24 protein-coding genes are annotated in these 25,386 nt (G+C 62.9%); 15 read left to right on the forward strand and 9 right to left on the reverse strand.

The window, feature by feature from the left end:
• Positions 1-38: 38 nt before the first annotated feature.
• Positions 39-821 carry a transporter substrate-binding domain-containing protein gene (locus ACX3OZ_RS03635; RefSeq protein WP_459097224.1) on the forward strand — a complete coding sequence of 261 codons (783 nt, stop codon included), beginning with the start codon at positions 39-41 and terminating at the stop codon, positions 819-821.
• On the opposite strand, the gene ACX3OZ_RS03640 is transcribed toward ACX3OZ_RS03635, so the two are convergent.
• On the reverse strand, positions 818-1,234 hold the full coding sequence (locus ACX3OZ_RS03640; protein WP_459097223.1) for a tellurite resistance TerB family protein: 417 nt from the start codon (positions 1,232-1,234) through the stop codon (positions 818-820). The two genes, ACX3OZ_RS03635 and ACX3OZ_RS03640, sit on opposite strands and share 4 nt — an antisense overlap.
• Before the next feature lie 134 nt (positions 1,235-1,368).
• Between ACX3OZ_RS03640 and ACX3OZ_RS03645 the strand changes: the two genes are divergently transcribed.
• Positions 1,369-3,012 (forward strand): lysine--tRNA ligase, encoded by a 1,644-nt coding sequence (locus ACX3OZ_RS03645; protein ID WP_459097222.1) that lies wholly within the window; start codon positions 1,369-1,371, stop codon positions 3,010-3,012.
• Positions 3,013-3,014: 2 nt separating this feature from the next.
• Here the strand turns inward: ACX3OZ_RS03645 and aac(6') are convergent, their stop codons facing one another.
• Together aac(6') and ACX3OZ_RS03655 are read right to left on the reverse strand one after the other, a co-directional pair.
• Positions 3,015-3,419: an aminoglycoside 6'-N-acetyltransferase gene (gene aac(6'), locus ACX3OZ_RS03650; protein ID WP_459097375.1), complete on the reverse strand. Its 405-nt coding sequence runs from the start codon at positions 3,417-3,419 to the stop codon at positions 3,015-3,017.
• Positions 3,420-3,460: 41 nt separating this feature from the next.
• Positions 3,461-4,102: a S24 family peptidase gene (locus tag ACX3OZ_RS03655; protein WP_459097221.1), complete on the reverse strand. Its 642-nt coding sequence runs from the start codon at positions 4,100-4,102 to the stop codon at positions 3,461-3,463.
• A 132-nt stretch (positions 4,103-4,234) separates the two neighbouring features.
• Here ACX3OZ_RS03655 and ACX3OZ_RS03660 point away from each other — a divergent pair, with 132 nt between their 5' ends.
• Together ACX3OZ_RS03660 and ACX3OZ_RS03665 are read left to right on the forward strand one after the other, a co-directional pair.
• Positions 4,235-4,591: a DUF952 domain-containing protein gene (locus ACX3OZ_RS03660; protein WP_459097220.1), complete on the forward strand. Its 357-nt coding sequence runs from the start codon at positions 4,235-4,237 to the stop codon at positions 4,589-4,591.
• Positions 4,588-5,697, forward strand: coding sequence for a quinone-dependent dihydroorotate dehydrogenase (locus ACX3OZ_RS03665; RefSeq protein ID WP_459103842.1), 1,110 nt, complete (start codon positions 4,588-4,590; stop codon positions 5,695-5,697). The genes ACX3OZ_RS03660 and ACX3OZ_RS03665 overlap by 4 nt, the downstream gene beginning before the upstream one ends.
• Positions 5,698-5,719: 22 nt before the next feature.
• Here the strand turns inward: ACX3OZ_RS03665 and ACX3OZ_RS03670 are convergent, their stop codons facing one another.
• Positions 5,720-6,391, reverse strand: coding sequence for a response regulator (locus ACX3OZ_RS03670; RefSeq protein ID WP_459097218.1), 672 nt, complete (start codon positions 6,389-6,391; stop codon positions 5,720-5,722).
• 209 nt (positions 6,392-6,600) lie between these two features.
• On the opposite strand from ACX3OZ_RS03670, the gene ACX3OZ_RS03675 reads away from it, so the two are divergent.
• From ACX3OZ_RS03675 to ACX3OZ_RS03685, 3 genes are all read left to right on the forward strand, one after another.
• Positions 6,601-10,122, forward strand: a complete 3,522-nt coding sequence (locus ACX3OZ_RS03675; RefSeq protein WP_459103843.1) for a peptidoglycan-binding protein — start codon at positions 6,601-6,603, stop codon at positions 10,120-10,122.
• A gap of 154 nt (positions 10,123-10,276) precedes the next feature.
• Positions 10,277-11,203, forward strand: coding sequence for a sulfite exporter TauE/SafE family protein (locus tag ACX3OZ_RS03680; RefSeq protein ID WP_459103844.1), 927 nt, complete (start codon positions 10,277-10,279; stop codon positions 11,201-11,203).
• Positions 11,200-11,958, forward strand: a complete 759-nt coding sequence (locus ACX3OZ_RS03685) for a TIGR02186 family protein (protein WP_459103845.1) — start codon at positions 11,200-11,202, stop codon at positions 11,956-11,958. The genes ACX3OZ_RS03680 and ACX3OZ_RS03685 overlap by 4 nt, the downstream gene beginning before the upstream one ends.
• Here ACX3OZ_RS03685 and pdeM read toward each other — a convergent pair.
• A complete protein-coding gene (gene pdeM / locus ACX3OZ_RS03690; protein ID WP_459096431.1) occupies positions 11,955-12,617 on the reverse strand; it encodes a ligase-associated DNA damage response endonuclease PdeM in 663 nt (220 codons plus the stop codon). The two genes, ACX3OZ_RS03685 and pdeM, sit on opposite strands and share 4 nt — an antisense overlap.
• A gap of 41 nt (positions 12,618-12,658) precedes the next feature.
• A complete protein-coding gene (locus ACX3OZ_RS03695) occupies positions 12,659-15,145 on the reverse strand; it encodes a ligase-associated DNA damage response DEXH box helicase (RefSeq protein WP_459103846.1) in 2,487 nt (828 codons plus the stop codon).
• Between the two features lie 211 nt (positions 15,146-15,356).
• Here ACX3OZ_RS03695 and ACX3OZ_RS03700 point away from each other — a divergent pair, with 211 nt between their 5' ends.
• Complete coding sequence (locus ACX3OZ_RS03700; RefSeq protein ID WP_459096433.1) at positions 15,357-15,650, forward strand: DUF6460 domain-containing protein; 294 nt, start codon at positions 15,357-15,359, stop codon at positions 15,648-15,650.
• Positions 15,651-15,795: 145 nt separating this feature from the next.
• Positions 15,796-17,151, forward strand: coding sequence for an MATE family efflux transporter (locus ACX3OZ_RS03705; protein ID WP_459096434.1), 1,356 nt, complete (start codon positions 15,796-15,798; stop codon positions 17,149-17,151).
• Positions 17,152-17,161: 10 nt separating this feature from the next.
• Here ACX3OZ_RS03705 and ACX3OZ_RS03710 read toward each other — a convergent pair whose 3' ends face one another.
• Entirely contained in the window at positions 17,162-18,784 is a 1,623-nt protein-coding gene (locus ACX3OZ_RS03710; RefSeq protein WP_459103847.1) for an ATP-binding response regulator, read from the reverse strand.
• A 173-nt stretch (positions 18,785-18,957) separates the two neighbouring features.
• On the opposite strand from ACX3OZ_RS03710, the gene mscL reads away from it, so the two are divergent.
• The 5 genes from mscL to ACX3OZ_RS03735 all read left to right on the forward strand — a co-directional run bounded on the left by mscL (position 18,958) and on the right by ACX3OZ_RS03735 (position 22,028).
• Positions 18,958-19,392 (forward strand): large conductance mechanosensitive channel protein MscL, encoded by a 435-nt coding sequence (gene mscL / locus ACX3OZ_RS03715; protein ID WP_459096436.1) that lies wholly within the window; start codon positions 18,958-18,960, stop codon positions 19,390-19,392.
• A gap of 176 nt (positions 19,393-19,568) precedes the next feature.
• Positions 19,569-20,546, forward strand: coding sequence for an IS1595 family transposase (locus tag ACX3OZ_RS03720; protein ID WP_459103848.1), 978 nt, complete (start codon positions 19,569-19,571; stop codon positions 20,544-20,546).
• A gap of 40 nt (positions 20,547-20,586) precedes the next feature.
• Positions 20,587-21,396 carry a hypothetical protein gene (locus ACX3OZ_RS03725; protein ID WP_459103849.1) on the forward strand — a complete coding sequence of 270 codons (810 nt, stop codon included), beginning with the start codon at positions 20,587-20,589 and terminating at the stop codon, positions 21,394-21,396.
• Complete coding sequence (locus ACX3OZ_RS03730; protein ID WP_459096439.1) at positions 21,389-21,901, forward strand: type II toxin-antitoxin system VapC family toxin; 513 nt, start codon at positions 21,389-21,391, stop codon at positions 21,899-21,901. The genes ACX3OZ_RS03725 and ACX3OZ_RS03730 overlap by 8 nt, the downstream gene beginning before the upstream one ends.
• On the forward strand, positions 21,864-22,028 hold the full coding sequence (locus ACX3OZ_RS03735) for a hypothetical protein (protein WP_459096440.1): 165 nt from the start codon (positions 21,864-21,866) through the stop codon (positions 22,026-22,028). Before ACX3OZ_RS03730 ends, ACX3OZ_RS03735 begins: the two co-directional genes overlap by 38 nt.
• Here the strand turns inward: ACX3OZ_RS03735 and ACX3OZ_RS03740 are convergent.
• A complete protein-coding gene (locus tag ACX3OZ_RS03740) occupies positions 22,009-22,608 on the reverse strand; it encodes a hypothetical protein (RefSeq protein ID WP_459096441.1) in 600 nt (199 codons plus the stop codon). The genes ACX3OZ_RS03735 and ACX3OZ_RS03740 overlap by 20 nt on opposite strands.
• A 229-nt stretch (positions 22,609-22,837) precedes the next feature.
• On the opposite strand from ACX3OZ_RS03740, the gene ACX3OZ_RS03745 reads away from it, so the two are divergent.
• On the forward strand, positions 22,838-23,473 hold the full coding sequence (locus tag ACX3OZ_RS03745) for a response regulator transcription factor (protein ID WP_459103850.1): 636 nt from the start codon (positions 22,838-22,840) through the stop codon (positions 23,471-23,473).
• Positions 23,474-23,813: 340 nt separating this feature from the next.
• On the opposite strand, the gene hemA is transcribed toward ACX3OZ_RS03745, so the two are convergent.
• Positions 23,814-25,094 (reverse strand): 5-aminolevulinate synthase, encoded by a 1,281-nt coding sequence (gene hemA / locus ACX3OZ_RS03750; protein WP_459096474.1) that lies wholly within the window; start codon positions 25,092-25,094, stop codon positions 23,814-23,816.
• Between the last annotated feature and the right edge of the window lie 292 nt (positions 25,095-25,386).

Below are 25,386 nucleotides of genomic sequence, written 5' to 3' on the forward strand. Positions count from 1 at the left end.
GGAGGCTGAGGTGGGGCAAAGCACTCGGTGCCCTAATTTTGGCACTGCTCGCCACCCCCGCACTCGCCCAGGCGCTGCCCTATCACAGCGATCCTGATGCCCGCGAAATCCTGCCCAGCCTGACGCCGGTGCCGGCGATCCGCTTCCTGACCACCGCCGATTTCCCACCCTTCAACTTCCGCGACGCTACCGGCGAGTTGATCGGCTTCAATGTCGATCTCGCCAAGCGCATCTGCGCCGAGGTCAATGTGGCCTGCACCATCCAGGCGTGGCCCTGGGAACAGGCGGCCGATGCGCTGAGCGATGATCAGGGCGACGCGCTGATCGCCGGACTGGCGATGAGTGACGAGAATGGCGCGTTGTTCGATTTTTCCGCCACCTATCTGGCGCTGCCGGGTCGCTTCGTCACCAAGGACGCCGATATCGGGGTATTCGATGCCAAGGCGCTGGCAGGCAAGACCATCGCCGCGCGGCGGGGCAGCACGCATGAAACCTTCCTCACGCGCTATTTGCCAGAGGCCAGTGTCACCCTGTTCGATAGCGAGATCGAAGCGCTCGATGCTGTGCGCGATAGCAAGGCCGATGCGTTCTTCGGCGACGCCATGCGCGCGTCATTCTGGCTGAATGAAAATCTGGATTGCTGCGGCTTTGCCGGCGAACCCTATTTCCGGCCGCAGCTGTTCGGCGAGGGCATGGCCGTGGCCATTCCAGCCGGACATGACGCGGTGCGCCATGCCATCGACTGGGCACTGGTGCGGCTCAAGGACAATGGCGCGCTGGACGAATTATACCTGCGCTGGTTCCCGGTAGGATTTTACTAGGCCGTCGGCATGCGGCGATGCCGCGCGCGGGCGGCGGTTTCGATGGCGGCGGTGACCAAGCGGTCGAGTTCGAGCTTGTCGCGCAGCAATTCGAGGAAGCGCAGCTCTTCCTGCTCCAGATAGAGGTCGACCGAGGCCACTTCCACAGCCACTGCATAGGCGGTGTCCTGCAGTTTTTTGGGCAGGGCAGCGATGGCGTCGTCCATCACCTGGTCTAGCCCGCCGGGGCCGTTGAGCTTGTCGGCGCAGCCATTGGCCACTGCGGCCAGCCGGTTCTTGTCGAAACCGTCAAACACCGGCAATCGGCCGATCAAGGCCTGGATGCGGACCAGTTCCTTGTCCGTCATGGCGCTGTCGGACGAGGCAGCGAGGATCATCAGGTGGATGAGCGCGTCATGGGCGGCGTTGGACATTGAGCGTTCCCGTTACTGGTTGGCGCCCAACAGGTAGGCGCAGCCCAACAGCTTGGCAAGCGCCTGCGACATTGACGCAAGAGCTAGGGGATGCAACACACCGAAACTCCCAGTTCCCCCGAAAGGCTTGAACCTTGTCGCCCGTTCCTTTGCCCGTTCTCGATCCTGCGTTTTTTGACGCCGCTCAGACTGCCCGTGCCTGGCCGTTTGAGGAAGCACGCAAACTGGTCGCGCGCATCGAGAAATCGGGCAAGGGCGAAGCTGTGTTCGAAACCGGCTATGGCCCCTCGGGCCTGCCCCATATCGGCACCTTTGGCGAAGTGGCCCGCACCACCATGGTGCGTACGGCCTTCCGCCTGCTGACCCGCGACCAGGTGCCGACCCGGTTGATCTGCTTTTCCGACGATCTCGACGGCATGCGCAAGATTCCGGAGAATGTGCCGTCCAAGGAGGCGATGGAGCCGCATCTGCAGAAGCCGCTGACCTCGGTGCCCGATCCCTGGACCAATGAATATCCCAGCTTCGGCGATCACAACAACGCCATGCTGCGCCGCTTCCTCGACACCTTCGGCTTCGACTACGAATTCGCCAGCGCCACCGACTATTATCGTTCGGGCAAGTTCGACGCCGTGCTGCTGCGTGCCGCCGAACGCTTTGACGACATTATGAAGGTGATGCTGCCGACGCTGGGCGCCGAGCGGCAGGCTACCTATTCGCCCTTCCTGCCGATCTCCCCGATCAGCGGTCGCGTGCTCTATGTGCCGATGAAGGAAGTCGACGCCAAGAACGGCACCATCACTTTCGCCGACGAAGATGGCCGCGACACCACGGTGCCGGTCACCGGCGGCCACGTGAAGATGCAGTGGAAGCCCGATTTCGGCATGCGCTGGGCGGCTTTGGGCGTCGATTTCGAGATGTTCGGCAAGGACCACCAGACCAATGCGCCGATATATGACCGGATCTGCGAAATCCTCGGCGGCAAGGCTCCCGAGCATTATGTCTATGAGCTGTTCCTCGATTCCGAGGGCCAGAAGATTTCCAAGTCCAAGGGCAATGGCCTGACCATCGATGAGTGGCTGACCTACGCCAGCAATGACAGCCTGGGACTCTATATGTTCCAGAAGCCGCGCACCGCCAAGCGGCTGCATTTCGATGTCATCCCGCGCGCCGTCGATGAATATTACAGCTTTGTTGCCGCCTTCGAGCGCCAGACGACTGCTGAGCGCGTAGAGAATCCAGCATTCCATGTCCATTTTGGCAATGTGCCGAAGGTCGACATGCCGGTTACCTTCGCCCTGCTGCTCAATCTCGCCACAGCCTCGAACCCCGAGACCCCCGAAGTCATGTGGGGCTATATTTCGGCTTATGCGCCGGGTGTGTCACCGCAGACGCATCCACATCTGGATGTTCTGGTGGGCTATGCCGTCCGTTATTTCCGCGACTTCGTGCAGAAGACCTACCGGGCGCCCGATGACCTTGAGCGCGCTGCGCTCGAGGCGGTTTCGGCTGCTTTCGCCACTCTCCCGGCCGGCTCCGATAACGAGGCTATCCAAAATGCCGTCCTCGACGTGGCCCGCGGGATCGAGCGGTATCAGGACCACAAGCGAACGGGCCCGCATGGCGGCCCCGGCGTCTCTGGTGACTTTTTCCAGATGCTCTATCAGGTGCTGATCGGGCAAGAGCGCGGTCCGCGCTTCGGTTCATTTGTCGCGCTTTACGGTGTCGAGAATACCCGCAAACTGATTGCCGACGCTCTGGCGGGCAAGTTGGTCGCCTGAGGCTATGTCAGCGCTTTCCTGAAAAACACGACGCGCTGGGTTTCCTTGAAGCCGAGCGCGCCATGCATGGCCAGGCTTGCCGCATTGTCCAGGGCGGCGTCTGAAGCGAACTCGGTCACGCCTTGTTCGATGGCCCAGCGTTGCAGGACATCGATCATAGCGCGCGCCACGCCGCAGCTACGGGCCTCGGGCATGACGTAGATGCCCTCCAGAAAGGCGACTGGCGACGTGTCGCAGCCATTCACGTAATCGCGCCGCAGGCCGGCTTCGGCAAAGCCCAGCGCCAGACCGTCTTCGCTTCGAGCGATCAGGTTCACGGTGTCGCCAGCATTGACAAGAAGATGGGCGATGTCGTCCGCATGGCTGCCTCGGTCGCCCCCATCCGGCCACAGCGCATGCCGCATCATCGCCCAGTCCTCGGCATCGGCCGGCACGGCTTTGGTGATATTCACTGGCTGGCCCAGATGATCCGGGCGACCCATTCCACATCGACCAGATCGATGATGCGGGGGGAATAGGCCGGGTTGATGGAATGCAGCTCGATCTGCTTGCCGGTCTGGCGGTAAAGGATTTTGGCCATCACCTCGCCATCATGGGTCTTGAGCACCACCCGGTCGCCGCGCCGCACCTGTTCGGTGGGCGACACCACGATGCGGTCGCCCTCGCGATACAGCGGCTCCATGGAATCGCCCTGCACTTCAAGCGCATAAATCCCGCCTTCGCCCGGCGCGGGCAGGGCGATCTCGTCCCAGCCCTGGCCGGCCGGAAAGCCGGCGCTGTCGAAAAATCCGCCCGCGCCCGCTTGAGCCAGACCGAGCAGGGGCACGCTGCGGCTGGGCTGATTGTCATTCAGCTGCAAAAATGCGCCGGTGCCGGTGAGGAAGGCGTCAAAGCTCTCTCCCGTCGCTTCGAGGATCTTGGCGATGCTCTCGGTTGACGGCCAGCGTTCACGGCCATCCTTGCTGACGCGCTTGGAGACGTTAAAGGCGGTGGCGTCGAGCCCGGCGAGCTTGGCCAGCGCCGAAACGGACAGGCCATGCCGACGCGCCAGCGCATCGATTCCGTCCCAGACATTGCTGTGTGACAGCATGGCAGCTTTTCCAGTGCAGGAAACATGTCTTATTAATGGAATTAAGTCCTATTTCTACTGCCCGCGAGCGTAGTTGTAAAGAGGTGCGTCTGCGGCTTGCAGCGTCGCGCCGCCGGCTTTAGGTTCGCGCGCATGAACACCCCCGATTTCGTCTATAAGATTGCCACCGAAGCCGCCTTCGCGCCCGCCCGTACCGGCACTGCTTTTGCCGGCATGCCGATCGATGCCGCGGATGGCTATATGCATTTTTCCACCGCCGCACAGCTTGCCGAAACGCTGCGCCTGCATTTTGCCGGGCAGGCCGGATTGGTGCTGCTGGCGGTGCGCAGCGCCGATCTGGGCGCTGATCTGGTGTGGGAGCCATCGCGCGGTGGCGCGCTATTCCCCCATCTTTATGGCGGGCCCCTGCCCATTGCCGCCATCGCCTGGGAGGCGCCGCTCAGCGTCGCTGCCGATGGTTCCTGTTCGCTGCCCGAGGCTCTCCGATGATTTTTTCTGCCCTGTCGCCGCTGCTGCGCCTGCCGGCCCTGGCGGGCCTGACCCGCGAAGCGCTGCTCAAAATGGACCCGGAAACCGCCCATGGCGCCACCATCACGGCGCTGCGGATGGGCCTGGCGCCGGAGCAGTCCCATGCCGATGGCGCCGAGCTGCGCACCAGTCTGTGCGGGCTCGAGCTGACCAATCCGGTGGGCATGGCGGCCGGCTTCGACAAGAATGCCGAAGTGGCGCGGCCGCTGGCCAAGATGGGTTTCGGCATGGTCGAAATCGGTACGCTGACCCCGCGCCCGCAGGCGGGCAATCCCAAGCCGCGCCTGTTCCGCATCAGCGGCGCCGAAGGCGTCATCAACCGCATGGGCTTCAACAATGAAGGCCACGACGCCGCCTTTGCCCGCCTGCGCGGGCTGCGGATTCCGGCGGCGCTCGGCGTCAATATCGGCGCCAACAAGGACAGCGACGATTTCGTCGCCGATTATGTGCTGGGGGTGCAGCGGTTTGCTGATCTGGCCGATTATCTGACGGTCAATGTTTCCTCGCCCAATACGCCCGGCCTGCGCAATCTGCAGGCCGACGAGGCCCTGCGCCGACTGCTGGGCGAAGTGCTCGCCGCCCGCGCCAAGGCCAAGACGCGCGTGCCGGTCCTGCTCAAGATTGCCCCCGATCTCGATGAAGCGGCGCTCGACGTTATCGCCTCGGTGGTGTTGGCCACCGATCTTGATGGCTTGATCATCTCCAACACCACCGTCACCCGGGACGCCGTGGCGGGCCTCGAGAACGCCAGTGAAGCCGGGGGACTGTCCGGCAAGCCGCTATTCGCGATGTCCACCCAGCGGCTGGCGCAGATGCGCCAGCGCGTCGGTGCTCTGCCGATCATTGGCGTTGGCGGCATCCATTCGCCGCAATCGGCTCTGGCCAAGCTGGAAGCCGGTGCCAATGCCATCCAGCTTTATTCGGCGCTGGTATTTGGCGGCCTGGACATGCTCGACCGGCTCAAGCGCGGCCTGGTGGCGGCCGTGCGGGCTGAGGGCAAGACCAATATCAGCCAGTTGGTGGGAACCAAGACCGATGATTGGGCCGCAGGTCGGGGGCAGATTTAGGCAATCCGCCCCGACGTTGCCTTCAGCTCTTTTCCGCGCCGATCGAGAATAGCGCTTCGAACTGGCCGTCTTCGATACGGGCGGCGGCGATCACTGCCTGGGTGCGGCTATCGACGTCGAGCTTTTGCAGGATCGCCGAGACATGCGCCTTGACGGTGGCTTCCGAGATCGACAGTTCATAGGCGATCTGCTTGTTCATCAGCCCGTCGCTGAGCATCATCAGCACTCGCACCTGTTGCGGGGTGAGGGTCGCGAGCCGGCGCATCAGCGCGGTGTGGGCGTCATCGCCACCCAAAGTGGTGCCTTCCGGCACAAAGACCTCACCCGACAGCACGGTTTCGATGGCGCGGCGGATTTCGGTCGGACCGACGGATTTATGAAGATAACCGGCAGCGCCCAGCTCGAAGGCGCGGCGGATCACGGTGTTGTCCTCGACCGCCGAGATAATCATCACCGGAATGTCGGGATATTGTGCGCGCAGCAGCAGCAGGCCGGAAAAGCCTCTGACGCCGGGCATGTTGAGATCGAGCAGCACCAGGTCGCAATCGCGGTCGGCGTCGAGCGCGGCGCTGAGCCCGTTGAGATCGCCGGATTCCTCGACGGTGACGGTGGCGTCACCCCCTGACAGGGTCTGCCGCAGCGCCGCCCGGAACAAGGGGTGATCGTCGACGATGATGATGCGGCGGCGGGTCATGGCGGGCAATGGCTCCTCTGGGCGTGGCCTGGGATGTGTCGATCCCGAATCGGTGATCTCGATTTCTGAGGAAATCAGGTCCTAAGGCCTCTGGCTCTTGCATATTGCAGCAATACTTAACGGGTTCTTTACCATGTTTTCTCAAGAGTAACCGTCATACCTTCGTGTTGAATCGCGAGGGGTCCGCCGCTTCATGACAGGGACTGACCATGGCCCGCGCCCACCCCATCCAGGATATGTCCGAGTTGGCCTCAGAGCCGCAGCCCGGAGAGTGGCACGCTCTGCGTGGTGAACTCGTCGCCCTGCTGGATCAGGTCGAGGGGCGCTATGCCCGCGTCGAACGTCCCGAGCCGGCGCTGACCGGCCTCAGCCGCCGCGTGCGCAATCTGCGCGATCAGGTGGAACGTCCCGAGCCGGCCGTGCGCCGCCGCGAGGCGCTGCGCACCGTCAAGCGCGCGGTTGATCGCTTCAGCGAGCGCGACGAACTTGAACATCACCTCGACCAGCAGGATGAGCTGACCAGCGCCATTGCCGAAATCCGCGGCCGGCAGCTGTCTGCGCCCGCCGCCGCATTGGGCCGCCGCGCCACCGACCTGCCCGAGTTCCGCGAACTGAGTGCGCTGGTTGGTGGGCTGTCCGGCCGCCTCGAACGGCTCGAAGGCGAACTCAAGTCGCAGCGCGCCAGCAATGGCAGCGTGCGCGAGGTCGCCGACCAGGTCGAACAACTGACCCATGTGGTGGAATTGCTGGCCGGTGCCGTTGGCGAGACCGGCCAGGTCAAGCGCCTTGAAGCGCAGATCGGGGCGTTGGCCGCGCTGATCGAAAGCGGGCCGCGCGTCGATTTGTCGGCGATCAATGGCCGGCTGGACGATGTTTCGGCCACCGTGGGCAAGCTGGCCGAATTGCAGGCCCAGCAGATGGAGCGCGAGATTGCGCGCGAGGACCGCAGCGCCGAGGCGGCGATGAACACTGGCGCGGCGCTTGAGCCGGCCATGCACGCCATCGAAACAAGCGTGCGCAATGTCTATGACCGCATCGACTCCATCGAAAAGAATGTCACGCTGTCGGCCGGCGATTTCGAGCGGCTGACCAGCGAAATGGCCGCCTTTACCCAGGCTATGAAAAATAGCGAAACCGCGCCCGCCAAGCTGGTGGCCAAGGTCGAGGCGCTGGCCTCCCAGATCGGCGGTCTCGATACCGCCAATGGTGACGTGGCCGGGCTTAAGCAGGATATCGCGGCTCTGCGCGATGCGGTGATGGCCGGCATGGAGCCGCGCTTCCTGCGCATTGAAAGCCAGCTCGAAGCCCTGTCCGACCGCATGGCGCCCGGTGGCGACACCGCCCAGGTCGAAAGCCAGCTCAAGCTGTTGATGGCGCGCATGGATGAAACCGGCGTCCAGCTCAATGGCCTAGCCAAGCTCTATGCCAATCCGTCCGATCCGGCTGAGATGGAAGCCATCGCCACCCTGGTGGCGGAGCGCACCAGCGACGCGCTGACCCGCAAGGCGCCAGCGCCGGTGGCCATGTTCGGCCCCGATAGCCTCAAAAGCATCGAAGACCGCATCACCGGCCTGATCAAATCGGCCGGCAAGACGCCCGATTACGAGACGTTGGCCGCCCTGGTGGCCGAGCGCACCTCGGAAGCCTTTGCCCGCGCCAACCCCGCCGGAGCCGATAGCGGTTCCAGCGAAGCCAGCATGACGGCGCTCGAAAAGCGCATGGCGGCGCTGTTCAATACCGCCGGCAAGGATACCGCCGAGCGGCTGACCCGGCTTGAAGCCGCCTTGGGCGAGCGGCAGGATCGTGCTGCTGCGCCGGTTGCCACGCCAGCGCCGGCCCGCTCCGACGCAGCTGACGGCGAGCAGTCCCGTATCGACGCCATGCTCTCGGCTCTGGCCAGCCCGCAGCCCGCCAAAAGCGATCTGATGCCGGCCAATCCGGGCGATGACGCGCCGCTGGTCGATCCCGGTTTCAAGAATGCCGGTCCGGTGCGGAGCGCGCTCGACGCCAAGGCCGCCACGCGCCCATCGACGTCCGCACCCGAAGCCTCGCCCCGACCGGCCTTCGATCCGGCCAGTGTCGAACGTCCGGCGCGGCCGCAGTCGAGCTTTGCCCAGTCCGACGCCGATCCGTTTGCCCCGACCGCCGCTGCGCAGGCAACTGCCCCGCAGGTTGATCTGCCTCTGGGCCAGAACAGCACCAGCACCTTCGTCGCCGCCGCGCGTCGCGCCCAGCGTGCCCGCCAGGAAGCTGAGCCCGCTACCGTCAGCAGCAATTCGCTGATCAGCCGCGCGTTGGCCCGGGTCATGCCCAGCCCGACCCCTGCCGAACCGGTGACCGGTGAGGCGGCCGCGCCGAAAAAGGCCGAAAAGCCCGCCAAGCCGGTCAAGGAAAAGAAGGTACAGAAGGCCGAGGAGCCCGTCGCGGCACCGGCACTTGGCCGCGACACCGATAGTGCCGCTTTGGCCGACCAGCCGAGCTTCCTCACCCGCCACCGCCGTCCGCTGCTGCTCGCCGCCACTCTGGTGGCGGTTTCGATGCTCGCGCTGAATCTGGTGATCCAGCGCATGGGGGCAGTGCCGCAGCCGGCCCCCCCGCCCATCGATACCGGGATCGAGATGCCGTCGGCCACGCCGTCCGCCACCGATGACGTGTCACTGGTGCTGCCCGAGCCGCGCGTGATCGACATGGTCGATGACACCGCGACGGCCTCGATCAGTCCCCGCCAGACCATGAGCTTCACCGTGCCGGTCGCTACCACGCCGATGCCGGCATCGCTGCTCGCCCTGTCGGCAAACGACGCGGTCGACGATGTTCCGACCGACATTGCGCCCGACGTCACCGGCAGCATTTCCGCTGTCGCCGCCGTCGAAACCTTCGAGCTGCCGGTCGAAGGCGCCGGACCGCTCGAATTGCGCCAGGCCGCCGCCGATGGCGACGCCCGCGCCCAGTTCGAAGTCGCAGCCATCTACACCGAAGGCCGCGCCGTCACCCAGGACTATGCCGAGGCCGCCAAATGGTATGAGCGCTCCGCTGCGCAGGGCTTCGTGCCGGCGCAATATCGCCTCGGCAATCTCTATGAAGCCGGGCAGGGCGTCGAAAAAGATCTGGAGATCGCCAAGCTCTGGTACCAGCGCGGCGCCGAGGCGGGCAACCGTATGGCCATGCATAATCTGGCGGCGCTCTATGCCGGGGGCCTGCTGGGCGAGCAGGAATTCGAAACCGCTGCCGAATGGTTCGCCCAGGCCGCCGCACGCGGCATGACCGACAGCCAGTTCAATCTGGGCATGCTCTATGCCCGCGGGCTGGGCGTCGAGCAGGATTTCGAGCAGTCCTACAAATGGTTCTCACTGGCCGCCGACAATGGCGACGCCGATGCCGGCAAGGCGCGCGACGATATTGCCAAGTCGCTCAGTGCCGAAGCGGTGAGTCGCGTCACCGGCGAGTTGGCGGGCTGGACGGCCGAGCCGATCGATCTGGCCGCCAATTTCGCGCCGATCGGCACCTGGTCGAGCAGTTTCGATCCGGGCCAGTCCATCTCCACGCGGGACGTGGTCTCCAAGGTGCAACTGGCTTTAGGCAAGCTGGGCTTTGATGTCGGGGTTCCCGATGGCCTGGCCGGACCCAAGACGGCCGAAGCCATCAAAGCCTTCGAGCGCGGCGCGGGCATGAGTGAAAGCGGTGCGATCAATCCCCGTCTGCTGGCCGTTCTGGGCAGCCAGCCGGTCTAGCACCAATCCAGATCTGACACCGTCCGGACCCGGTTCTCAGCGTCCGATCACAAAAACACCAGTTTCCACCCTGTGGCGGAAACCTTTGACCTATTGTTGACGTACGATCCTGTAAGGTCGTGCGGCGTAGTGATTTTCGAAACGGATCAGGGACTTGCAGATCTATCTGCCGATCGCCGAGCTGTCCGTGAACCTCTTCTTTCTCGTGGGGATCGGAGGGGCGGTCGGTTTTTTGTCGGGCCTGTTCGGGGTTGGCGGCGGCTTCCTGCTGACGCCCCTGCTGATTTTCTCCGGCGTGCCGGCTCCGGTGGCGGTGGCCTCGGTCACCGGCCAGGTGGTGGCGGCCTCGACCTCGGGGGCGTTGGCGCATTACCGGCGCGGTGCCGTCGATCTGCATCTGGCGCTGTATCTGGTGCTGTCCGGGGTGCTCGGCGCCTTTGGCGGCGTGGCGGTGTTTGCCGTGCTGCGCGACGCCGGCCAGCTCGATCTGGTCATCTCGCTCGGCTTTCTCATTCTGCTCGGCTCGGTCGGCTCTCTGATGCTGGTCGAATCCACCCGCGCCATTCTCAAGCAGCGTCAGGGCGTCGTGGTGCGCGAGCGCCTGCCCAACCAGCATAACTGGATGCATGGACTGCCGCTGCGGGTCCGGTTCAAGAAATCCCGGCTCTATATCAGCGTGCTGCCGGTGCTGGTGATCGGGTTGTTCATCGGCTTTGTCGGTTCGCTGCTCGGCGTCGGTGGCGGCTTCATCATGGTGCCGGCGCTGGTCTATCTGCTGCGGGTGCCGGGCAATGTCGTCATCGGCACCTCATTGGCCCAGGTGGTGGCGATGATGGCGGCGACCACCATCCTGCATGCGGTGCAGAGCCAGAGCGTCGACATGATGCTGGCCTTCTGCCTGATGGTGGGCGGCACCGTCGGCGCCCAGTTCGGCGCCTCGGCCGGCAAATATCTGCGCGGTGAACAATTGCGGGGCCTGTTGGCCTTGCTGGTGCTGGCTGTCGCCATCCGCTTCGGCCTGACCCTGGTGCTGGCGCCGAGCGATCCGTTCAGCATGGCGGTGCTGGGGATCAGCCGATGATCCGGTGTTTTGTTCTGCTGCTCGCGCTGCTGTTTACCGTGCCGGCCCAGGCCGAGCGGCTGGTGTCGCAGCTGTCCAACGACAATGTCGAAATCACCTCGAGCTTTGATGGCGAGCGGATGACGTTCTTCGGCACCATCGCCCCCGATGCCGGCTCCGAGCAGAAATTCGTGCAGGGGCCGTTCCATGTCGTGGTGGTGGTGGTGGGCCCGACGCAGAACCGCGTCGCCCGCCAGATGACCAATAATTTCGGCGCCTGGATCAACACCGATCAGGTCGAGTTCCGCAATTTCCCAAGCTATTTCCACGTGCTGTCGAGCAGCCGGCTGACCGACATCACCGATGTCACCACCCTGACCGCCAACGCCATCCTGCCCGAGGCCTATACGCTGTCGACCACCAGCGCCGATTGGTGGAAGACCGCAATCTTCGGCCGCGAACTGGTGCGGCTGATGACTGAAGAGGGCCTGTTCGGGGTGCAGGAGAACGCCGTCAATTTCCTCGCCGACAATTTCTATTCGGCGCGCCTGACCCTGCCCAGCAACGCGCCCCCCGGTCCCTATATCGCCCTGACCTATGTGTTCAAGAATGGCGAGATCATCGCCCGCAAGTCGGAAGGCTTTGCCGTGCGCAAGATCGGCTTCGAGCGTTTCCTGGCGCTGACCTCGGTGCAGCAGCCATTTCTCTACGGCCTGGTCTGCGTGCTGCTGGCGCTGTTCACCGGCTGGCTCGGTGGCGTGGTGTTCCGGCGCTAACCGCGCACCAGCCGCTTGGGGCTGACCGGATACGTCCGGTCCTTGCCCAGCATGGTGACTTCCAGCGCCGGCCAGTGGAACAGGCCGACAAAGGCCGGCGACAGGATATTGATCGAGCCGGTCGACGATCCATAGGCGGGCAGGATCATGAGCCGGTTGTCGTGGACAAAGCAGGGGCGGCGGGTCGAGCGGCCCTGCATCAGCACATGCGCGGCGGGGTGCAAATGTCCGCTGATTACCCCATTGGCACCGCGTTGCGGTTCATGCGCCAGGGTCAATCCGGCCAGTTCGAGCTCCGGCAGGCAAATGCCGCCGATGGCGTGCGGGGCCGGATCGTGATTGCCCGACAGCCAGATGCACTCGACCATTTCGGTCACCGCATCGAGCCGCATCCGGTCCGCATTGGTCAGCAGCTTGCTCGCATCAGCGCGATGAAAACTGTCGCCGAGCGACACCAGACGCTGCGCATGAGTGCGCCGCAGATCGGCTTCGAGCCGCGCCAACGTCAGGCCGGTATCATAGGGCGGCAGCAACTGGCCGCGCCGGGCAAAGCTGGCCATTTTTTCAAAATGCAGATCGGCGACCAGCAGGGTGCGCTCGGCGTGCCAATAGAGGGCACCCGAAGGCAGCGGCTCAAAATTATGTCCGGCAAAGCGCAAGATCGGCGTCTCCGTGACCTCGGCTTGATATTGGGGCTGATTCAACTCTGGCCCATCGCCTCTTTCAGCAATTCGTCGGCTGCTTCCGCCATAGCAGATTCGCGGCCTTCCCCGAAAATGGGTTCCTTGCCGATATCGAGCAGCAGCGGCACGGCGAGAGGCGAGACGCGCGCCAGCGGCTTGTGCACGATGTGGCTGCGAATGCGGGCCAGCATGGTGCCCAGCCGCTCGATATCGAGCAACCCGCGCGCGGCGTCGCGGCGGGTGGCCTGAATGAGAATGTGATCGGGCTCGTGCTGATACAGCACGTCATAGATCAGGTCCGAACTCATGGTGATCTGGCGGCCCGATTTCTCCTTGCCGGGATGACGGCGCTCGATCAGCCCGGAGATGATGGCGCAGTTGCGGAAAGTGCGCTCCATCAGCGCCGATTCATCGAGCCAGGCTTCCAGATCGTCGCCCAGCATGTCTTCGGCAAACAATTCATCCAGCGATAGCCGCTTGCTGCGGATCAGCCCGGACAAATCGCCCAGCCCCCAGATGGCCAGCGCATATTCGGATGCGACAAAACCCAGTGGCCGGGCGCGGGCGCGTTCCAGCCGTCGGGTCAGCAGCATGCCCAGGGTTTGGTGCGCCAGGCGGCCTTCGAAGGGGTAGCACACCAAATAGTTCTGCGTGCCATGGGGGAAGGTTTCCACCAGCAGGCTATCGCGCTTGGGCAGCACCGAAATATCGCGCTGCAGGCGCAGCCAGTCGCTCACCTGATCCGGCAGCACCGACCAGCTTTCGGGCGTATCGAGCAGCTTGCGCACCCGCTCGGCCAGATAGGTTGAGAGCGGGAACTTGCCACCCATGTAGCTGGGAATTTTCGGGTTGGCCGACTGGGCGCGCGACACGAAGGCCTCGTTGTCGCGCATGCCCTCGAAGGCGACGATTTCGCCGCCGAACATAAAAGTGTCGCCGATCAGCAGCGTGCCGAAGAAATATTCCTCCATTTCCCCCAGCACCCGCCCGCCAGCGCCTATGGGGCTATTGCTTTGGCCCTTCTTGACGCCGCGCGCTCGCACCAGCCGAACCCGCACCATCGGTTCCTCGATGATGGTGCCGATATTGAGCCGATATTGCTGCGCCACCTGCGGATTGGCGATGCGCCAGTGGCCATCGTCGGTCAGCTTGAGGCGGGCATAGCGCTCATAGGCGCGCAGCGCGTAGCCGCCAGTGGCGACGAAATCCAGCACCCGGTCGAACTGGCCCCGCGGCAGGTCGCGATAGGGCCAGGCGCGGCGGATTTCGTCGTAAAGCGCGTTGGCGGCAAAGGGGGCGGCGCAGGCCATGCCCAGAATATGCTGGGCCAGCACGTCATAACCGCCCGACACTGGGTCTTCGCTATCCTGATGGTTCTCGGCCACGGCTTCCACCGCCGCCTCGCATTCGAGCACTTCGAAACGATTGGACGGCACCAGCACGGCCTTGGACGCCTCGTCGAGCCGGTGATTGGCGCGGCCGATGCGCTGCAGCATGCGCGAAGACCCTTTGGGTGCACCGACCTGTACCACAAGATCCACATCGCCCCAGTCGATGCCCAGATCGAGCGTCGAGGTGCAAACCACGGCCTTGAGCTTGCCCGAGACCATGGCGCTTTCCACCTTGCGGCGCTGTTCCACCGAGAGCGAGCCATGATGCAGCGCAATCGGCAGCATGTCGTCATTGATCGCCCACAGCCCCTGAAACAGCATTTCGGCCTGGCTGCGGGTGTTGACGAAGAGCAGCGTGGTGCGGTGCTGCTTGATGGTTTCGTACAGCTCACGATGGGCATAACGGCCCGAATGCCCGGCCCAGGGCAGGCGCTCCTCGGTGGCGAGTATGGACAGCACCGGCGGCGCGCCGCCCGTGGCGGTGAGCAGATGGGTTGGCCGCTGCGGCACCGGCTGGGCAATCCAGTCGCGCAGCAGATCGGGCCGCGCCACCGTGGCGCTGAGCGCGGTGATATGCAGATCGGGCGCCAGTTTGGCGATGCGGGCCAGCGCCAGCGACAACAATTCGCCGCGCTTGGAGGTGACCAGCGCGTGCAATTCATCCAGCACGATGCGCTTGAGTGAGCCGAAGAACAGATCGGCATGCGGATGGCTGATCAGCAGGCAGAGCTGCTCGGGCGTGGTCAGCAGAATATGCGGCGGCTTTTGCCGCTGCCGGGCGCGGCGCGATTGCGGCGTGTCGCCGGTGCGGGTTTCGGCGGTGATGTTGAGGCCCATTTCCAGAATGGGCGTATTGAGATTGCGCTGTACGTCGACCGCCAGCGCTTTGAGCGGGGAAATATAGAGCGTGTGCAGCCCCTCGAACTTGCCCTCCGCCAGATCGACCAGCGTCGGCAGGAACCCGGCCAAGGTTTTGCCGGCGCCGGTCGGGGCGATCAGCAGCGCCGAGGCATCGTCCTGCCAGCTGGCGAGAACGTCGAGCTGATGCGCCCGCGGGGACCAGCCTTTGCGGGCGAACCAGTCGGCGATGATGGGGGGCAATACCGGGGTCAAAAATCCCCCCTTCCAGCCTCCCCCGCAAGGGGGGAGGTGTCGTTCCGTGATGGCGGCACGATCTCACCAAACCCACCGGCCCAGCACCTCCCCCTTGATGGGGGAGGCCGGGAGGGGGTGTGGGTTGAGCACAAACTTGGCAAGTCACACCTTCTGCAAATCGAGAAACACCCTATATGATCCCCCAGCACCACAATAGGGCGAGGCCAGCATGAGCGATCAACCCCAGACCGAGACGCGGCGTTCCCCGATCGAGCGCTTCTTTGGCGGGCATCCCATCAATGTCATGCTCAAGCTGGCGTTCATCTCGCTGCTGGTCGGCTTTGCCATGAGCGTGTTTGGCGTCGACGTGCAGGGCGTGGTCAATGGGGCCATCGATCTGGTGCGCGAGGCGTTGCGCGATGGCGCCGGTCTGTTCCGCAATCTGGGCGGCTATATCGCCACCGGCGCGGCGCTAGTGGTCCCGATCTGGTTGCTCATCCGCCTCAGCAAGGGGCGCGGCTGAAAGCGCCTTTCCCTTCTCCCTCCTGGGGGAAGGTGCCCAAGGGCGGATGAGGGGCGATACTTGAACGATCCCTGCGCTGCAATGCCGCTGTGGGAGGCGGCGGCGATCCTGTGCTAGGAAACGCTGATCCCTCCGAGTTTTTCCCATGCCCACCAATCCCCGCCCGCAGCATCCGTTCGACGTGCGCCACGCCGATGTGTGGAAAATTGCGCTGCCGGCCTCGGTGGCCTTCATCACCGAGCCACTGGTGGGCATTGTCGATATCGCCGTCATCGGCCGGCTGGGCGATGCCGGCATGCTGGGCGGGCTGGTGCTCGGCGCGCTGCTGTTCGACATCATTTTTTCGCTGGCCTATTTCCTGCGCATCGGCACTGCCGGGCTGACGGCGCAGGCGGTTGGTGCGCGCGACCCGCGTGACGGGCTGCTGCATGTCAGCCGCGCCATCCTGCTCGGTGTCGGCATCGGCGTGTTGATGATCGCGCTGGCTGCGCCGACCTTATGGCTGGCGACGCTTGCCCTGGCGCCTGAGTCCGGGGCGAGTACCGCGCTGGCGGAGTATTTCAACGTCCGCATCTGGTCGGCGCCGTTCTCGCTGGTCAATTACGCGCTGCTCGGCTGGTTCTATGGCCGGGCCTCGGCCAAGACCGGCATGGCGCTGCAGATGCTGCTGCATGGCATCAACATCATTTTCAGCATCGGCTTTGTCTATTGGCTGGGCTGGGGCGTGGCCGGCGCAGCGGCGGGCACGGTGCTGGGGCAGGTGGTGGCCAGCATTGTCGGGCTTGCCGTGCTGCTGCGGCACTATGGCGGGCTGCGCGCCGTGCTCGGCAAGATCGCGCCGGGCGAATTGCTCGACGCCGTCGCGCTCAAGCGCATGTTCGGGCTCAGCCGCGATCTGATGATCCGTTCGGCAGCGCTGATGGGCGCCTATGGCTGGTTCGCAGCACAGGGCTCGCGCATGGGCGAGGTGGCGCTGTCGGCCAATGCGGTGCTGCTCAACCTGCTGATGATCATTGCCTATTTCCTCGACGGCATCGCCCAGGCGGCCGAGCAACTGACCGGCAAGGCCGTGGGCGCCAATTGGCGACCGGCCTTCGATCAGGCCTATGGGCTGAGCATGCTGTGGGGCCTGATCCTGACGCTGACCTTGGGTGTGGCCTGGTATCTGGCCGGGCCATTGGTGATCGGGTTGATGACCACCAATGCCGAAGTGCAGGCCTATGCGCTGACCTATCTGCCGATCGCGGCGCTGTGCACCGTCACCTTCATGCCGGCCTTTGTCTATGACGGCATTCTGGTGGGCACCACGCTCAATGCCACCATGCGCAATGGCATGGTGATTTCGCTAGTGGTGTTCCTGGTGGCGGCGCTGGCGCTGGAGCCGGTGCTGGGCAATTGGGGGCTGTGGGCCGCCATGCATTGCTGGTTCGTGGCGCGCGGCGCGATCTATTGGTGGGCGCTGGAGCGGCGCAAGGCAGGGCTGTTCACCGCTATAGCCTGAGGCGCAACGGCTAGCCGGTGCGCTTGACCGTGGTGCGGCTCTGATTGGCCAGCCCGCTGATCGCGGCGCGTAGCGCGGCGGGTTTGACCGGCTTGTTGACCACGGCAATGCCGCGCTCTTCGGCCAGCGCCCGCACCGCCGGACTGCGGTCGGCAGTGACCAGCGCCGCCGGCAGATGGCCACCCAGATTGTGCCGCAGCCATTCGATGGCATCGAGGCCAGAAGTTTGGTCGAGATGGTAATCCATCAGCACCAGATCGGGATACCAGCCTTCGAGCAGCCCCTCGCGGTCGATCTGCTTGAGCGACAGAGCGCTGCGCACATCGCAGCCCCAATGCCGCAGCAGCCCCTCCATCGCCTCGATGATGGCCCGCTCATTGTCGACGCAGAGGATCTTCAGCCCCAGCGTGCCGAAGCTGATTTCGGTGGGCGCGATGCTGGCTTCCTCGGTGGCGCGGACGGTGCGCGTCGACGGCAGGAACAGCGAGAAGCGCGAGCCGCGACCTTCGGTGCTGTCGAGTTCGAGCGTCAGCCCCAGCGCAGTCACCAGACGCTGCACGATGGATAGGCCCAGCCCCAGTCCCTGCGCCATGCGGGCGCCGCGTTCGAGCCGGGAGAATTCAGCGAACAGCAGCTTGTGCTGGTCGCGATTGAAACCGATGCCGGTATCGACCACGTCGAGCCGCAAGCGGCTGCCGCGCCGTCGGAAGCCGACCAGCACCTTGCCGCCGGATGGGGTATATTTGATGGCGTTGGACACCAGATTTTGCACGATGCGGCCGATCAAGGCCCGGTCTGCCAGCACCGAGCCATCGGTGCCGACAACGCGCAGGGTAATATTGCGCGCCCGCGCCATAGGCCCGAATTCCAGCTCGATCTTTTTGAGCACATCGCGCCCGGCCACTGGCGCCAGCATCGGCTTGAGCGCACCGCTGTCGATGCGCGAAATATCGAGCAGCGCGCCCATGATTTCCTCGACCGCCGTCAGGGACGCCTCGATGGAATTGGCCAGATCGGCCAGCCCGGTCGATTTGGAGCGCTCGATCAGCGTCGAGGTATAGAGCCGCGCCGCGTTGAGCGGCTGCAGCAGGTCATGGCTGGCCGCGGCGAGAAACCGCGTTTTGTCGTGATTGGCGGCATCGGCCTTGGCGCGGGCGGTTTCAAGCTCGGCATTGACCCTGGTCAGCGCCGCCGTGCGTTCGGCCACCCGTTCTTCCAGCGACTGGTTCATCCCCGCCAGTTCCCGCTCGGCCCGCACCCGCGCCGTCACGTCGGAAAAGCTGACCACCAGGCCGCCATCGGGCAGGCGACTGGAATGAAATTCGAGCATCTGCCCGGCATTACCCAGCCGCTGCGTCACCGTGCTGGGCATCGCGGTCAGCACATTGATGCGCTCAATGGCCAGCCGCGCCGCGTCGCCGACGCCCAGATCGCCCCGGTCGGCCAGAAACAGCGCGATGTCGAATAGCGGCGTGCCGATTTTGATCAGCTCGGGCGGCAGCGCCAGCAGCGTGTTGTAGCGGCTATTGGACGTGGCCAATCGCAGGGCGGCGTCAAACACCGCAACGCCTTGCGGAATATGGTCGAGCGCCTGTCTGAGACGGGCTGCTTCATCGCCTTTGTGAGCGGGCATTTTGGTGGCAGTCCTGGGCTGTCGGGGTGCGGCCGGACTATCGGCTCGCCATGAAACCTGCGCAAGACCTACTGTGGACCCATTGCATTTAGCCGTCAGCTAAGGAATTCTTAATCCCCGCATATCGTGCGGCCGTCTTGGGTAGGGACGGACACCAAACTAGAGAGCCAGCAATGTTCAAGGAATTCAGGGACTTCGCCATCAAAGGCAATATGATTGACTTGGCGATCGGCGTGATCATTGGTGCTGCCTTCGGCGCCATCGTTTCCTCCATCGTCGACGACGTGTTCATGCCGCTGATCGGGTTGATCATCGGTGGCATCGATTTTTCCAATCTGTTCATCGTCCTGTCCAACCCCGACAACATTGCGGTGCCCTCGCTCGCCGCCGCCAAGGATGCCGGTATCGCCACCCTCAATATCGGGTTGTTCATCAACGCCGTGGTGAAATTCACCATCATCGCCTTCGTGCTGTTCATGGTGGTCAAGGGCATCAACAAGCTCAAGCGCCAGGCCGCTGCCGAGCCCGTGGTCGAAGCCCCCGCGCCGAGCAAGGAAGAAGTGCTGCTCACCGAAATTCGCGACGCGCTGCGCGCCAGCCCGCGCTAAACCAGACCGGCCGGCGATCCCTGGTCGCCGGCCTTTCCTTTGCCAAAAATATAGGATTGAATTCCGTTAACATTTGCGCGATAGGCAAATAAACCTAATATATAGGTGGTCTATGGCGATTATGTATTTGACAAACCCATGTACTTGAGGTCTAATGATCTCAAGGAGTTACCTCTATGTCCGTTCTTTCCAAGCCCTATTTCCACGATGAAGCCGCTGCTCTTGCTCATGTTGAAGCAACGCTTTGGGAAAATGGTCCTGTGTGCCCGCATTGCGGGGGTGTCGAGCGGATTTATGTCCTAAACAACGTCCGTACCAAGCCTTCCAAGAAGAACCCGGAAGGCGTTATCCGCCACGGCCTCAAGAAGTGCGGCCAGTGCCGTAGCCAGTTCACGGTTCGCATCGGCACCATCTTTGAGGAAAGCCACCTAGAACTGCACAAGTGGTTGCAGGCCATTCACCTGATGGTGTCGAGCAAGAAGGGCGTCTCTGCCCACCAGATTCACCGGACGCTTGAAGTCACCTACAAGACCGCTTGGTTCCTTGCGCACCGCATCCGCGAAGCAATGCGCGCTGGCGACCTGTCCCCGATGGGCGGCAACGGTTCCGTGGTTGAGGCGGATGAAACCTACTTCGGCAAGACCGAAGAACAGCCGACCACTCGCACCAGCGGCCAGCCATTCAAGTCCAAGACCCGTCGCGGCCCTTCTGGCAAGCGCGCGGTTGTCGCTCTGGTTGAGCGCGGCGGCTCTGTCCGTTCCTTCCACGTTGACCGTGCGGACGTAACCACCGTGGGAAACATCGTCGCTGCCAACGTCAACCGCGAGACGATTCTGAACACCGACGAAAGCCGCCTCTACACCAAGATTGCCCGCGAGTTCCTTGGCCACGAGACGGTCAACCACGGCGCTGAGGAATACGTTCGCGGCGAGGCCTACACGAATACCATCGAAGGCGTATTCAGCATCTTCAAGAGGGGGATGAAAGGCGTGTACCAGCACTGTTCTGAAAAGCACCTGCACCGGTATCTGGCTGAGTTCGATTTCCGGTACAATAACCGTATTGCCCTTGGGGTTGATGATCAGGCTCGCGCCGGTCACGCCCTCCGTGCTATCGTCGGCAAGCGGTTGACCTATCAAACAGTTGGTAGGTAAGGGGGCCCGTTTACATGGCGCGTATCGAGTAGGCCGGAAGATGGCCCGTTTGCGATTCAAGCTAGAAATTAATCCCGGAGGCCATGGCGTCCGACTGGATAAGCTTGGAAAACTGTCGGGCTCCGTGGAGCGGTTTCTCCGTAACTTGGCTGACGATGCTGGCGCGAAAATATCGATTGGCGATCTGGTCGCCTCCGATTTCTACGATAGCTCCTTTGGCAGCACCGTTGAGAGCTACAGTGAATTTGATACTGCAGCAGTTGCCGGATTTGACGCGGGTATTGAGTTTTTCTCGTCCTATGGTCTGACGAAGGCGCCGCAACGGGTTCCCTCCAACTTCACCAAGAAGACCATCCAAAGCTTCGTCGCGCTAGGCGCTGAAATGGACAATGACGAAGCAATTCGCATTGGCTTGCTGACCGGCGCTGATGATGAGCCGAGGTGGGAGAAACTGACCAAGTCGGCAGCGGTGCTGATGAAGGAAGCCCTAGAGGAGCCGTTCACCTACCAAGGGTCGCTCCAAGGGCGACCCGCGACTTGGTATAAGGAAAATGGGTACTTCAATTTGAAGGACTTCGCGTCCGCTGCGACGGTGAAGTGCGCATACGCGGCGGGTCTTTACGCAAAGGTCTATGCGGCATTCGAAGACAAGGACGCAGTTGTACACCTTGGCGGAATGATCACGGCAGATCGCCTCACTGGCTCCCCAACGGAAATGACGGTGAGTGACGTTCTGGTTTATCCTCGCCTGAGTGACGCAGAGTTTTCTGCCCTACCAGGCAGCGTCAAAGACATGATTGGCGACGAAGACGTAGTTTCCTTTTTGGACAGAACGAGGGGCGATGACTAGGGTTTACCTAGACGCCTGCTGTTTTATCGAGATGTTGAAGGAGGAGCGGAAGCTCCCTCTAGATCATCCAGAAGACGCAGATATGACCAAGCGCCTTCTCAACGCCAGCCGGGATGGAAAAATCGAGGTCTGGACCTCGATGATGACCGTTGCGGAAGTGCTGCGCGTGGACCGAATGCAAGAGCCGGACGAGGCGTTGAAAAACCGGATTGAGCGATTGCTTCTATCTGGCAAAGACGGTGTGCAAGTACATGGCATGTCGCCCTTCGTGGCCATACGTGCGCGTGACCTTTATTGGAATGAAGGGTTTTCCGAAAAGGCAGCAGACCGCATTCATGTCGCCACGGCTCTCGATTTAGGGTGCGATGAGATGCTTTCGGTGGACGGTAGACTGAAGAAGAAATTCGACCGCTCAAAGATCGGACAATGCGATCTACGGGCGGTCAGAGATACGAGGAACTTGCCCGGTGAGTACCGCCAAAACAGCCTTTTCGAACCCCAATAAGTCGCAGATCGACAAATTCAAAGAAGCCGCCCGCGAACTCGAAACGAACGAGGACGAGGCGGCTTTTGACCGTGCGTTGAAGAAAGTGGCGAAGGCAAAGCCAGAGGCTAAGAAGTCGGAGAAGTGACCAGCAGGTAAATGGCGTTGGGACGCCCGCTTATGATTCTTTCTTCGTCTTGATATTCAAACTGCAAACCGACTTCGTGGAAAGTTGAAATCATCGTCTGGAGACCGGGGGTGCCATTTCTGGCGAAAATTGCTATCGCCGACTTAGGCTGCATGCCCATACCCACAATCATACCTTGATCGACAGCCCATCCGCTTTTCTGAAAAACGGCCATTAACTGCCCATGTAATTTCTTTGAGCCAGCGCTAATTCCATCATGAACAACGTCAACGGTCGCCGGGGCTTTGCTAAGTGCAACAGCCAACTCGTCCATTTGCCTCCCGCTGAGCGTGAGGGGTTCTATCGCAGACAATCTCTTTTCGAGAGCGCCAATCAGCTGCGCCGCTTCTTCCGGGGACTTACCCTCAAGCTTTTCCTTGTAGTCGGTTACGCGATCCTCGGCTAAAGCCAATCGTTCGGATGTCAGACGACTAGAGACAGCGAAGCCGATCCCTAGGAATAGCGCGGCGCACACCACAAACGCCCACGGCGCTTGCTCAATCACGGCCCAGTTCTCTTTAGCGAAATTGATCGCGTCCATCGATTCTTCTTATCACCACTCCCACTGATTCGGTATGGGTGTGTGAAGTATATAATCGCCTGGTCTATCCTACGCGTTGTCCTTGTCGACGGCAGGAACACTTAGCGCAAACTACCTTAGCGATTCACCTGCTGGCCGCGCCAGCGGACCTGCCTCGGTAGGCCTCGCCGACAACGCCTCGAACCGGGTGGTCACGATCAGCGTGAATTTGAACTGGGCAGAGGGCAACATGAGCGACGGCATCTATTACCATTCCTTCCTGAACCGCGACCGGATGATCCACATTGTCGATGCGGACCCGGCCACCTGCGAGGCCCTGAGCATTTTGTTCCGCCTCGAAGGTTTCCAGACGATTTTTTCGCTGGAGGCGGCGCATTTCATCGTCAGCCTGGAGCGACGGCGACCCGACATCGTCGTGCTCAATCTGCGGGTCGGCGAGGAGAGTGGGCTGGGCCTGCTGCGCCGGGTCAAATCGATGCGCACCGGCACGCCGGTCTTCATGCTGGCCGACGCGCCGCAGGTCGAGGCGGCGGTGACGGCGATGAAGCTGGGGGCGTCCGACGTCATCTCCAAGCCGATCGATACCGAGCATCTGCTGACCGTCATCCGCGACGCGCTCCGCCGCGACGTGCATCTGGGAGCGATGCAGGGCGGGCGGCGTCCGGTGGAGGTGCGCGGCTTCTCCCAACTCACCCCGCGCGAGCGCGAAGTGCTGCAGCTGATCACCAACGGCCAGTCCAACAAGGAAGCTGGCCGCGAACTGGGCATCTCCCCCCGCACCATCGAAGTGCATCGGGCGCGAGTGATGGAAAAACTGGGCGCCAGGAACACCGCCGATTTGATGCGGATCGTGCTGACGAGCTAGGGCGTTCGCTCGCCGTCAATTCCACACGCCGTCAACACCCGTTCTCCCCACCGTCACCACCCGGCTTGTCCGGGTGGTCCATGGGGGCGCGCATCCATCGCTGGATTGCCGAGACCAGCCCGGCAATGACGAAAGAACGGGGCGTGCGCTCGCCAGTGTGTGTGTTGCGGTACGCCCCACCCACGATGTCACCCCGGCCTTGAGCCGGGGCCCATCCCCCGATCAAGTCGGCACACCCATCTCAGGATGGGTCCCGGCTCAAGGCGGGGGATGACACCGCGTTTGCGATGTTGGAATTGGGCACCGGCCCCAATAATAGCGGGCCGGTTTGCCCGTTCCTTCAGCCGCCGCTGGTCGGCAGCGTCAGATCACCCGAGGTCAGCTTACGCGCCGTGATCTTGGCGTCGGCGGCTTCGCGCGGCAGTTCGAGGCTGGTCCAGACGCTGACCAGCGCGTGGCGCAGGGCGAAGATCATTTCGTCGGTATGCAGCGGCGTCGGCGTGATGCGCAGGCGCTCGGTGCCCTTGGGCACGGTGGGGTAGTTGATCGGCTGCACATAGATATTGTGCTTGTCGAGCAGCATGTCGCTGGCGGCCTTGACGGCGCGGGCATCGCCGACGATCAGCGGCACGATATGGGTTTCGGTGTCCATCACCGGCAGGCCGGCATCGGCCAGGATCGCCTTGGTCAGCCGCGCCTGGCGCTGATGCATGACGCGCTCATGGGTCGAGGTTTTGAGATGCTCGATCGAAGCGTGGGCCGCTGCGCAGAGCGCCGGGGGCAGGGAGGTGGTGAAGATGAATTCGGGCGCATAGGAGCGCACCGCGTCAACGATCGCCTTGTTGGCGGCGATATAGCCGCCCATCGCGCCAAAACCCTTGGCCAGCGTGCCTTCGATGACGTCGATACGATCCATCAGGCCGTCGCGCTCGGCAATGCCGCCGCCGCGCGGGCCATACATGCCCACGGCATGGACTTCATCGATATAGGTCAGCGCGCCGAATTCCTCGGCCAGATCGCAGATTTCCTTGATCGGGGCGATGTCGCCATCCATCGAGTAAACCGATTCAAACACGATCAGCTTGGGCCGCTTGCGGTCAGTGGCGGCGAGCAATTCGCGCAGATGGGCCACATCGTTATGGCGGAAAATCTTCTTCTCCATGCCCGACTGGCGCACGCCCTGGATCATCGAGGCGTGGTTGAGCTGGTCGGAGAAAATCATGCAATCGGGCAGCAGCCGCGCAATGGTGGCGATCGAGGCTTCATTGGAAACAAAGCCCGAGGTGAAGATCAGCGCGGCTTCCTTGCGGTGCAAATCGGCGAGCGAACGCTCCAGCTCGACCAGCGGGCGGTTGGTGCCCGAGATATTACGGGTGCCGCCCGAGCCGACGCCGAGGCGGCCGGCCGTATCCTGCATCGCCGCAATCACCTTGGGGTGCTGGCCCATGCCCAGATAGTCATTGGAGCACCAGATGGTTAGTTCGCGCTGGTTGTCGGCGTCATCACGGTAGATGGCGCGCGGGAACCGGCCGGCAATACGCTCGATATCGGCGAACACGCGATAGCGCTTTTCCGCCCGCAGCGTGTCGACTGCCTCTTCGAATATGCCGCGATAATCCATCGAAAAATCCTTCCGTGCCCCGCTGCTGCCGGGCCGAAAACCCTGCTTCGAGGAGAGCAATATCTAGGTTGGCGGCGACCGCATTGACATAGGTCAATTCGCCGCGCGACCTGCTAACGCGTTCAAGCAACAGGTGGCTGCACGAAACATCAGAGTCATTCTAAGGTGAAGCGACCCATCTGCCAATGCGTCTGTGTCGATTGTCTGGCTGGGTCTGCCAGAGCAGTTCGCCGCGCTATCGGCGCGTTAACGGACGGCGTTGCGCCCAGTTGAAGCCGAACAGCTCCCGGAT

This window comes from Devosia sp. A369, assembly GCF_054489345.1.